General features: G+C 64.6%; 11 protein-coding genes. 5 read left to right on the top strand and 6 right to left on the bottom strand.

Annotated features, from left to right (window positions below; translation table 11 throughout):
• From EOA28_RS03610 to EOA28_RS03590, 5 genes are all read left to right on the top strand, one after another.
• On the top strand, window positions 1-173 hold a 173-nt coding region (locus tag EOA28_RS03610), incomplete at its 5' end, for a FixG Ig-like domain-containing protein (RefSeq protein WP_281060888.1).
• Window positions 170-682, top strand: coding sequence for a FixH family protein (locus tag EOA28_RS03605; protein ID WP_126079233.1), 513 nt, complete (start codon window positions 170-172; stop codon window positions 680-682). The genes EOA28_RS03610 and EOA28_RS03605, both read left to right, overlap by 4 nt.
• Window positions 679-2,964, top strand: coding sequence for a cation-translocating P-type ATPase (locus EOA28_RS03600; RefSeq protein WP_127250425.1), 2,286 nt, complete (start codon window positions 679-681; stop codon window positions 2,962-2,964). Before EOA28_RS03605 ends, EOA28_RS03600 begins: the two co-directional genes overlap by 4 nt.
• Entirely contained in the window at window positions 2,961-3,131 is a 171-nt protein-coding gene (gene ccoS, locus EOA28_RS03595) for a cbb3-type cytochrome oxidase assembly protein CcoS (protein ID WP_126079235.1), read from the top strand. Before EOA28_RS03600 ends, ccoS begins: the two co-directional genes overlap by 4 nt.
• A gap of 64 nt (window positions 3,132-3,195) precedes the next feature.
• On the top strand, window positions 3,196-3,897 hold the full coding sequence (locus EOA28_RS03590) for a CBS domain-containing protein (protein ID WP_127250424.1): 702 nt from the start codon (window positions 3,196-3,198) through the stop codon (window positions 3,895-3,897).
• Between the two features lie 27 nt (window positions 3,898-3,924).
• Here the strand turns inward: EOA28_RS03590 and EOA28_RS03585 are convergent, their stop codons facing one another.
• The 6 genes from EOA28_RS03585 to mgtA form a co-directional block, all read right to left on the bottom strand.
• Entirely contained in the window at window positions 3,925-4,230 is a 306-nt protein-coding gene (locus tag EOA28_RS03585; RefSeq protein ID WP_126079236.1) for a hypothetical protein, read from the bottom strand.
• A 21-nt stretch (window positions 4,231-4,251) separates the two neighbouring features.
• Window positions 4,252-4,512 carry a DUF6455 family protein gene (locus EOA28_RS03580; protein ID WP_128314572.1) on the bottom strand — a complete coding sequence of 87 codons (261 nt, stop codon included), beginning with the start codon at window positions 4,510-4,512 and terminating at the stop codon, window positions 4,252-4,254.
• A 113-nt stretch (window positions 4,513-4,625) separates the two neighbouring features.
• A complete protein-coding gene (locus EOA28_RS03575; RefSeq protein ID WP_127250421.1) occupies window positions 4,626-5,966 on the bottom strand; it encodes a HAMP domain-containing sensor histidine kinase in 1,341 nt (446 codons plus the stop codon).
• A complete protein-coding gene (locus tag EOA28_RS03570; protein ID WP_127250420.1) occupies window positions 5,966-6,631 on the bottom strand; it encodes a response regulator transcription factor in 666 nt (221 codons plus the stop codon). Before EOA28_RS03570 ends, EOA28_RS03575 begins: the two co-directional genes overlap by 1 nt.
• Window positions 6,628-6,936, bottom strand: coding sequence for a PepSY domain-containing protein (locus EOA28_RS03565; protein ID WP_245501466.1), 309 nt, complete (start codon window positions 6,934-6,936; stop codon window positions 6,628-6,630). The genes EOA28_RS03570 and EOA28_RS03565 overlap by 4 nt, the downstream gene beginning before the upstream one ends.
• A gap of 222 nt (window positions 6,937-7,158) precedes the next feature.
• Window positions 7,159-9,837, bottom strand: a complete 2,679-nt coding sequence (gene mgtA, locus EOA28_RS03560) for a magnesium-translocating P-type ATPase (protein ID WP_127250418.1) — start codon at window positions 9,835-9,837, stop codon at window positions 7,159-7,161.
• Between the last annotated feature and the right edge of the window lies 1 nt (window position 9,838).

The raw sequence follows: 9,838 nt of genomic DNA, 5'->3' as shown, positions 1-9,838 counted from the left end.
TCTCCATCCCGGTCGAGCCCGACCGGCTGAAGACGCTGAAGGTCTTCGTCCGGCAACCGGCCGATCAGATCAGGAAGCCGGCGCAGAGTTTCGAATTCCGCATCGACGACACGGCAAGTTCCGAAACCGCCGAATACACTGCAACTTTCAATGCCCCGGAGAACAGCAGATGAGCGCCGAAATGCCGAAGCCGCGCGAGTTCACCGGCAAGCATATGTTGGTCTCCATTCTGGCGTTCTTCGCGGTGGTGATCGGGGTCAATGTCACCATGGCCACGCTTGCCCAGAAGAGCTGGACCGGCCTCGTCGTCGAGAACACCTATGTCGCAAGCCAGCAGTTCAACGAAGAAGCCAGGAAAGGCAGGGCGCAGGCGGCGCTGGGCTGGACAGGCAAGCTGAGCGTCGCTTCCGGCGAGGTCCGTTACAGCCTTGTCGACAGCCAGGGCAAGCCGGTGCCGCTGCGCGGCGTCAAGGTGCTGTTCCGCCACCCGGCCTACGAGGCCGAGGACGAAGCCCTGACACTTGCCGCGGTGGCCGGCACTGCCGGGAACGCGGACGCATTTGCTGTCCGGCACACGCCCAGGAATGGCGTCTGGATCGTGGAGATCGATGCGGATGCCGGGCTGGCTTCACCGTTCCGCGACGTCCGCCGTGTCATGATCTCAAATGGAGCCCTGCAATGAGCTGCTGCGCGCCTGGGGCTGAAATGGCGTTGGAGGTCGCTGGCGCGACATCCGCATCGCCGTCGAGCGAGGAGATCAAGTTGGCCAGCCGCTCCCTGGGCGGCGACATCCACCAGACCGACCTATCGGTGCCGACGGTTCACTGCGGAGCTTGCATCCAGGCGATCGAGGCGGCGCTCGGCTCGGTCGAGAACGTCGCCTCCGCTCGCGTCAACCTGTCGACGAAGCGTGTGTCGGTCCGCTGGCGCGGCGACATCGTCCCGCCATTCTTCGCCGTGCTCGGCCGGCTCGGCTATCAGGCGCACCTGTTCGACCCGGAAATTCACGAGAAGGACAGGACGCTCTCGGAGCTGATCCGCGCCGTCGCCGTGGCGGGCTTCGCGGCCGGCAATATCATGCTGCTCTCGGTATCGGTCTGGTCCGGCGCGGAAGGCCCGACACGCGATCTGTTCCATTGGCTGTCCGCGCTGATCGCCATCCCGGCGCTCGCCTTCGCCGGCGGGATCTACTTCCGCTCGGCTGCGAACGCGCTGCGCCATGGCCGCATGAACATGGACGTGCCGATCGCGGTGGGCGTTTCCCTCGCCTACACGATGAGCCTCTACGAGACCATCAATCACGGCGAGCACGCCTATTTCGACGCCTCGGTGTCGCTGCTCTTCTTCCTGCTGATCGGGCGCACGCTGGATCACGTGATGCGCGAGCGGGCGCGAACCGCGGTCAATGGCCTGTCGCGGCTTGCCGCGCGAGGGGCAGTGGTCCTGCGGGACGACGGAATACGCGAATACGTGCCCGTCGCCGAACTCGCTCGGGGAATGCGCCTGCTCATTGCGGCCGGCGAGCGGATCCCGGTCGACGGCGATATCGTCAGCGGGAATTCCGACCTCGATTGCTCGATCGTCTCCGGCGAGAGCGCGCCGAAAGCCGTGAGCGCCGGCACGCACGTCCAGGCCGGCACGCTGAACTTGACGGGTCCGCTGACGATGCAGGCTCGCGCCGCAGCGAAGGATTCCTTCCTGGCGGAAATGATCCGGCTGATGGAAGCCGCCGAGGGTAGCCGCTCGCGCTACAGGCGGATCGCCGACCGGGTATCGGCACTCTACGCACCTGTGGTCCATCTGGCGGCCTTCGTCACCTTCCTCGGCTGGATGGTTGCGTCCGGCGATTGGCACCGCGCCATGACCATCGCGATCGCCGTGCTCATCATCACCTGCCCGTGCGCGCTCGGCCTCGCGGTTCCGATCGTCCAGGTGGTGGCGGCCCGGCGCCTGTTCGAGGCCGGCGTCATGGTCAAGGACGGTTCGGCGATGGAGCGTCTCGCGGCGATCGACGCGGCTGTGTTCGACAAGACCGGGACGCTCACTCTGGGGCTGCCCAGGCTCGTCAACGCGGCGTCGATCGATCCGGCCATGCTGGCGATCGCGGCAGACCTGGCGGCGCATTCCCGGCACCCGTTCTCGAAGGCGCTGGCGGCCTATGGCAGCCTTCGCGATCGAACCCAATTCGACCGCGTGCAGGAGGAGCCGGGCTTCGGCATCGAAGCGTCCGCGGGCGGCGATATCTGGCGCCTTGGCCGGCTCGGCTGGGCCGGATGGAAGGCCCGCACCGGCGGTGAAGGGCGATATGGCGGCCTTGGCGGCACGGTCCTCGCGAAGAATGGCAGGATCGTCGCATGCTTCGCCTTCGAGGATGCCACGCGCGCCGATGCGAAGGCGACGGTGGAACGGTTGAAGGACGCCGGCATCTCGGTCGAGATGCTTTCCGGCGACACCGCGAGAGCCTGCGGCGAGGCGGCGGGAGCCTTGGGCATCGAGAATTTCGTGCCGGCCCTGCTGCCTTCGGGCAAGGTCGAGAGGATCGAGGCGCTGGCCCGCGCCGGTCACAAGGTGCTGATGGTGGGCGACGGCCTCAACGACACGCCGGCGCTCGGCGCCGCGCATGTCTCGATGGCTCCGGCGACCGCGGCTGACATCGGCCGCCAGGCCGCGGATTTCGTCTTCCTGCGCGAGAGCCTGCTGGCGGTGCCGCTCGCCCTGGATGTCTCGCGCAAGGCCGGCCGGCTCATCCGCCAGAACATCGCGATCGCGATCATCTACAACGCGTTCGCCGTGCCGATTGCCATCCTCGGACATGTGACGCCGCTGATTGCGGCGATCGCGATGAGCGCTTCCTCGCTGATCGTGATCGCAAATGCGATGCGGCTTCAGACGACGGCGAAAGCGGCTCCTGAAGCCGCTCCCGCCAGGCGCCGCAGCGACGCCATCGAAGCGGCGCACCCATGACCACGCTCGTCTATCTCATTCCAGTGGCCCTGTTCCTCGGCGCTCTCGGTCTGTCCGGCTTCCTGTGGGCCTTGCGCAGTGGCCAATACGAGGATCTCGACGGAGCCGCCGAGCGGATACTGATCGAACCCGATACGCGAGACAAGGAAGCCCCGCGATCAAACTGACGTAGATCAAGGCGGCGTTGCTGCCGACGTCCGAGAGTAAGGCTGACGATAGCGGGAGACTTCGATGCAGGCTCGGGACATCATGACGACGCCGGTGGTCACAATCGCCACCTCTGCCTCGGTCGCCGAAGCGGCCGATCTGATGCTGACCAGGAACATCCGCTGCCTGCCGGTCGTGGGAGACGACGGATCGCTGGCTGGCATCATCAGCGAAGGCGATTTCCTGCGCCGGGGCGAACTTGGCACCAGACGGGCGCGGCCTCGCTGGCTGGAGTTTCTTGCCGGTCCAGGCAAGCTCGCCGACGAGTATGTCCGTTCGAGCGGCCGCCGGGTGGCCGAGGTCATGACCGCCGGCGTCGTTTCGGCAGCGCCAGGCGCTTCGCTTGCCGAGGTCGTCGAGCTCATGGCAACCCACGACATCAAGAATGTGCCTGTCCTTGACGCGGATAAGATCGTCGGCATCGTCAGCCGCTCCGATCTGATGCGCATCATGCTCCGCACTCTGCCCAAATCAGGTTCTGCGACTGTCGACGACGAGGTCATCCGCAGGAACATTCTTGCCGAGCTGCGGGGGCAGTCCTGGAGCGTCGGCGGCGACCTTATCGGCGTCACCGTCGACAAGGGAGACGTTGAGCTGAGCGGCGCCATCTTCGACGAACGCCAGCGAAAAGCTGCCGTGGTTGCGGCCGAGAACGTTGCCGGGGTCAAGAAGGTCACGGACAAGCTCTTTTGCGCCGGGCCATTCTCGGTGGTGCTTGTCTCCTGAAGACCGTCGCGCTTCCGGCGCACGCACTCAAATCGCGGACAACGGCATCAGGGGGCGAACCAGCAGCAGCGCAAAGACAATGAGCGCCGCGCCGGCGATGGCGTCGGCCATCCTCTTGCCGCCGCTCAACCGCCCGCCCAGCAGCAGCCATATCGATCCGGTCAGTGCCTTGATCACGAGCAGCGCCATCCAGGCGATGCCCAGCGCGGCCGCCTCGATGTCCATCGGCACGATGGCCACGCAATAGATGAACGCCTTCGGGTTGAGGGCATCACAGGAGCCGCCTGTTAGTCGGCCGGGTAGCCAGGGCGGCTCACGGCGGCAACCGATCAAGGCCGCGGCCTCGGCGCTCGATCAACGGATAGACTGCAAACGCGCAATCAAGTCGCCATTGCGGCAATAGGCCGGCGGGTGATCCGCATGCTCGGTTTCGTCGAGCCAGGCCGCGCATTCGTCCTGGTGGCCGCAGGAGCGGCACCGGTCCACGGCGCGATTGGTGACGGCGACGTGATCGGCCACGACCCGCAGCTGCCGGTCGACGCCCGTTTTCTGCATCATGCGTCCCATAAAGGCAATTCTGGCGTCAACGCCCATCAGATAATCGAGAAAGCTCATCTCGCTACACTCCTCAGACGGCAAATCATTGCCATCTCAGGCGGCATGCGACGTTGATCTCGATCAAGGAGCGCTGTCCATTTCGTGGAATTGCTTCGCCAGACGGGCGCCGCTCAAGCATGCCATGGCAGGTGGATGGTCACCGCCAGACCGGAGTTGGCATTGGCCATTTCGAGACGGCCGCCATAGGCTTCGACGATATCCGAAACGATCGCCAGGCCGAGGCCGTTGCCGCCGCCCTTGCTGTCGAGCTGAACGCCACGCACCAGAGCGGCGTGCAGGGCGGCCTCGGGAATGCCCGGCCCATCATCGACGACCTTGATGATCACCTCGCCAGCGCTTGCCGATGCGCTCACATGAACCGCGGAGCTTGCGAAACGCGTCGCGTTCTCCACCAGATTGCCGAGAATCTCGGAAAGATCGCCCTCGTCGACGGGCGCGATGAAATCCTCGGCGGCATCGATGACGAATGAGAGCTGCTTGCCCCTCGGCGTGCGCTTGACGACCGCGACCACGCCACTCGCCACCTCACGGACAAGGCAAGCGGCATCGCCCGAAACACCAGGCGCCAGACGAGCGCGTGCCAACTCCCGCTCGACATGACGGCGAATCGCGCTCGCGCTCTTCTCGATTTCGTCGGCAAGCTCGCTTTCGCCCTTCTTGCGCAGGGTCCGGATGTCGGCGGACAGGACCTGCAGCGGCGTCTTGAGGCCATGCGCAAGGTCGGTGGCACGCGAGCGCGCCCGAGAGAGGGCTTTCTCCTGGGCGTCGAGCAGGCGGTTGATCTCGTCGGCGAGTGGCTGCACTTCGCTCGGCGCGGCCACGTCCAACCGTGCCGTCCGCTGCGCGATCACGTTCTTGACGGCGATCCTCAGGCTTTCCAGCGGCGCCAGGCCGACGGTGATCTGGATGAAGAAAGCTCCCATCAGGGCGGAGGCCAGCACAACGAGGGCCGGCGCAAGGTCACGGACGTACTCGCCAACGGAAACTTCCACATTGCGATGGTCTTCCGCCACCACGGCGCGAAAGGCCCGCCCGTCCGCATCGGTGATCGTGCGAATGACGGCGACGGTGAGCTCGCCGCCGGGCCCCTTGAGTTCTTCCTTCCGCAACTCGCCATTGCCTGCCTGTTTGGGCAGGGCCAGCGTTGCATCCCACAATGAGCGCGACCGAACGAGGCTGTGGGTGGCCAGGTCTTCCACTTGCCAGTAGTGGCCGGACAGCGGATTGGAGAAGCGTTGGTCGGCCAGCGTGGACGCCACAAACAGACGGCCATCGGCCGTGAAGCTCGTCGCGGCGATCAGTTCGTTGAGATCGTCCGTCAGCTCACTGACAACACGCCTCTCGACGTTCAGTTCGAACAGATAGCGAAGACCGACACCGGCGATGGCAAGGGCGATGACGATCGATATCGCCGCAGCCGACCAGAGCCTGAAACGGATCGAATTGCGCATCAATCCGGCCCGTCGGGGACAAAGTAACCGAAACCGCGACGCGTCTCGATGATCTTGCTGCCAAGCTTGCGCCGCAGACGCGCGACGATGACCTCGATTGTGTTGGGATCGCGTTCGTTGTCGGAACTGTACAGATGCTCGGCAAGCTCGGTTGATGCGACCACACGGCCGGCATGATGCATCAGGAACGCGAGAAGCCGATATTCGAGCGGCGAAAGCGCCACCGGAACGCCGCGAAGCGAGATGCGCATCTGGCACGTGTCGAGCAGCAAAGGGCCTGATTTCAGCACTGGTGCTGCCTGCCCGCTCGAGCGGCGCAGGATGGCTCGCAGCCGCGCCAGCAGTTCCTCCATTTCAAAAGGTTTCGGGAGATAGTCGTCGGCGCCGGCGTTGATCCCTTCGACGCGCTCGGTCCACAGCCCCCTCGCCGTCAGGATGAGGACGGGAAAGCGACGGCCATTTGCGCGCCAGCGCTTCAGCACCGTGAGGCCGTCGAGCTTCGGCAGGCCGAGGTCGAGAATCGCCGCGTCGTAGTTCTCGACATCGCCCGCAAACCAGGCCGCTGCACCATTGTCCACGATGTCGACAGCCATGCCCGAGGCCTTCAGGACCGCCGCGATGTCGGCCGCGATGCGCGGTTCGTCTTCAGCCACGAGGATCTTCATCTGTGGCCTTCATCACCCTTGACACCGCCCACCTCGGCATCGACGTCAACGATCCGGCGCCTGCCGTCGGCGGCGACCACCTGGAACCGATAGATCCATTTGCCTTCGGCACGAATGAGATCGACCGAAACAATCTCGCCGGGAGCCTTGGCGCGCACGATGGCCATGATGTCGGCAAGACCCTCGATTTCGCCGCGCTCATGGAGATCGCGCGCCCGATCATGATCATCGTCGTCATCCTGCGCCCGGACGGCCGACGGCAAGGCCATCACAAGCGCGGCCACGCCCAGAGCTGCCAGGCTCATCGATACGGTTTTCATGGAAGGGAGCTGTCGCATGCGGAAGCTGTCAAACCGCTGTCAATCATCGTCAGCTGGCGGCAAGGGCCGCATATCAAGGGCCATCGCGCCCGATGACAGGTTTTCGTTGCTCGACCTCGATCCGCCGCCATACAGGAAGCGCGCTCTTCCACTTCTAGACCGGTGCGAGTGGCGCCCAGCGGCGGTCATCGAGCTGCCTCCCCCAGCTTAACTCGCGGCGCGGCCCGGTCTGGTCGTGGCTCGATCCAGATGCGGGCCGGTCGCTTTCCGTCTGCGCTTGCCGCGGCTGCCATGGGCGTAGAGCCAGCTCTTGGTGACCTCCGACACAAGCACGTACAGCGCGGTGATCGCGAGCAACCCGGCCAGCACCGGTCCTGCCAGAGGCACAAATCCGAACCAGCTGGCGAACGGGGCAAAGGGGATGGCGATGGAGATGATGCCGACGCCTAGGGTCAGGCCCGCGAGCAAATGGCTGGGACGGCTGCGCCACAGCCTTTTGTGGGTCCGCACGACGAGCACAATGGCAAGTTCGGTGAGCACGGATTCCACGAACCACGCGGTCTGAAACGTGGCCGCCGTGGCGTGAACGACCAGAAGAAGGAAAGCGAAGGTCGCAAAGTCGAACAGGGAGCTCACCAGCCCGAAGCTCACCATGAAGCGCCTGACGAAACGGATGTCCCAGTGACGCGGCCTGCGCACCTGTTCGGCATCGACATTGTCACCCGCGATCGCCAGAGCCGGGATGTCGGAGAGGAAATTGTTCAGCAGGATCTGCTTTGCCAGCAGCGGCAGGAACGGCAGGTAGAGCGAGGCCGCCGCCATGCTGATCATGTTGCCGAAATTGGCGCTGGTCGTGATGGAGATGTATTTCATCGTGTTGGCGAAGGTCTTTCGGCCGTCATCGACACCCCGCACCAGCACGCCCAGGTCGCGCTTCAGCAAGATAATGTCCGCAGCCTCGCGCGCGACATCCACGGCGGTATCGACCGAGATGCCGATATCTGCTTCGTGAAGCGCCGGCGCGTCGTTGATGCCGTCGCCAAGATAGCCGACGACGTGGCCGCTCCGGCGCAGCGCCTCGACAATCCGCTCCTTCTGGTTCGGATCGATCTCCACGAAGAGATCGGTATGGCGCACACTGGCGAGAAGCCCATTCTTCGTCAGTTTCGACAGGTCTTCGCCGGTCATGATCCTGGCGGACCGGAGGCCCACAGCCTCGGCCAGGTGCGCGGTGACATAGCGGTTGTCGCCGGAAATCACCTTTACGCCAATGCCGCGGTCGGTAAGCGCCGACAGCGTTCTCCGCACCCCCTCTTTCGGCGGATCGAGAAAGAGCAGGAAGCCCGCGAATGCCATTCCGGTTTCGTCGTCACGGCTGAAGCCAGCCTTGCCCTGAAATCTCCGGGTCGCCAGGCCGAGAACGCGATATCCTTGCGCGCTGCAGCGCCTGAATTTCTCGTCGATCGCCTGGCGCTCCGCCGCGCCAAGGGGTGTCAAGCCGTGCGGACCTTGAACGAAGCCACACGCCTCGACGACATTCTGAACGGCTCCCTTGGTGATGAGGATCTGTTCGCGCGAGCTGTCCTGCGCGGCGACGGACAACCGCTTGCGGACAAAATCGTAGGGGATCTCGTCGATCTTGATAAAACCGGACAGATCCTCGTGGTCATGCGGCGCACTCGCAATTGCCTCGTCCAGGGGATTCTTCAGCCCCGTCTGCAAGGTCGCGTTCAGCAGCGCCCAAAGCAGGACGTCCTTCGAAGCGGTGCCCTCGACATCGAACGATCCATCGAGGTGAATGACGCCCTCCGTCAGCGTTCCTGTCTTGTCGGTGCAGAGCAGGTCCATGCTGCCGAGATTCTCGATCGCGTCGAGGCGACGCACGATGACGCCGCTGGCCGCCATCGTGCGCGCGCCTTTAGCCAGGGTGACGCTGATGATTGCTGGAAGCAGTTCAGGCGTCAGGCCGACAGCGAGGGCAAGCGAAAACAAAAGAGATTCGATCAGTGGCCGGTTGAGCATCACATTGGCGAAGAACACCATGATGACGATCGCAAGCATGATCTCGGTCATCAGATATCCGAACATTCTGATGCCTCGGGCGAACTCGGTTTCCGGGATCCGCCGCTCCAAGGCTTCGGCGATCGACGCGAACTCGGTCCGCGCTCCCGTGGCGACGGCAAGCACCTTTGCCGTTCCGCTGCGAACCGAGGTGCCGGTGAACACGGCATTGGTCCGTTGCGCGATGCCGGCTTCAGGCGCGGAGCGGCCGGCGGATTTCACGACGGGAAAGGTTTCGCCGGTCAGGACGGATTCGCTGACGTTGAAATCCCGCGACTCCAGGACGACGCCATCGACGGGGATGAGATTTCCCGCCGACAAGCAGACGACGTCGCCAGGAACGATGTTCTCGACATCGACAGTCCGTTCGAAGCTGTCCCGAAGCACGGTGGCCTTGCGGGAGATGCGCTGCTGCAGCGCCTCCATGGCACGAGAGGCGCCATATTCCTGGGTGAAGCTGAGGATACAGCTGGCGAGCACAATCGCGCCGATGATCGCTGCCTCATGACCTTCGCCGACGAACACCGACACGGCGGCGGCGAAGACCAAGATCAGGACCAGCGGGCTGCGAAACTGGCGCGCGAGCACAGCCAACGCCGATCGGTTCGACCGAGGCACCAGGGCGTTTCGTCCGAATTTGGCAAGCCGGGCCGCCGCATCCGCGCTCAGCAGTCCGGAAGTGGAGGTCTCCAGTTGTCCGACCAGCCGATCTGCTTCAAGCGACCAGTAGGCCTGCTTGGCGATGTCGGGCGCGCGGCCGGTCGACTGCAGTTCGGCGGGCCGGACTGCCGCCCGTTCCGTCGGATCGGCTCCACCGGTCACCATG

Origin of the sequence: Mesorhizobium sp. M2A.F.Ca.ET.067.02.1.1, from assembly GCF_004023285.1 — a bacterium.
Lineage (GTDB): Bacteria > Pseudomonadota > Alphaproteobacteria > Rhizobiales > Rhizobiaceae > Mesorhizobium.
Note: the sequence above shows the minus strand (reverse complement) of the source record. Positions and strands in the feature narration are given on the sequence as shown.

What these genes read in the sequence shown, in the direction of transcription:
- EOA28_RS03575 (WP_127250421.1), bottom strand. Translation starts at nt 5,966, where the DNA reads ATGCGCAATTCGATCCGTTTCAGGCTCTGGTCGGCTGCGGCGATATCG.
- ccoS (WP_126079235.1), top strand. Translation starts at nt 2,961, where the DNA reads ATGACCACGCTCGTCTATCTCATTCCAGTGGCCCTGTTCCTCGGCGCT.
- EOA28_RS03565 (WP_245501466.1), bottom strand. Translation starts at nt 6,936, where the DNA reads ATGAGCCTGGCAGCTCTGGGCGTGGCCGCGCTTGTGATGGCCTTGCCG.
- EOA28_RS03580 (WP_128314572.1), bottom strand. Translation starts at nt 4,512, where the DNA reads ATGAGCTTTCTCGATTATCTGATGGGCGTTGACGCCAGAATTGCCTTT.
- EOA28_RS03600 (WP_127250425.1), top strand. Translation starts at nt 679, where the DNA reads ATGAGCTGCTGCGCGCCTGGGGCTGAAATGGCGTTGGAGGTCGCTGGC.
- EOA28_RS03570 (WP_127250420.1), bottom strand. Translation starts at nt 6,631, where the DNA reads ATGAAGATCCTCGTGGCTGAAGACGAACCGCGCATCGCGGCCGACATC.
- mgtA (WP_127250418.1), bottom strand. Translation starts at nt 9,837, where the DNA reads ATGGTGACCGGTGGAGCCGATCCGACGGAACGGGCGGCAGTCCGGCCC.
- EOA28_RS03605 (WP_126079233.1), top strand. Translation starts at nt 170, where the DNA reads ATGAGCGCCGAAATGCCGAAGCCGCGCGAGTTCACCGGCAAGCATATG.
- EOA28_RS03590 (WP_127250424.1), top strand. Translation starts at nt 3,196, where the DNA reads ATGCAGGCTCGGGACATCATGACGACGCCGGTGGTCACAATCGCCACC.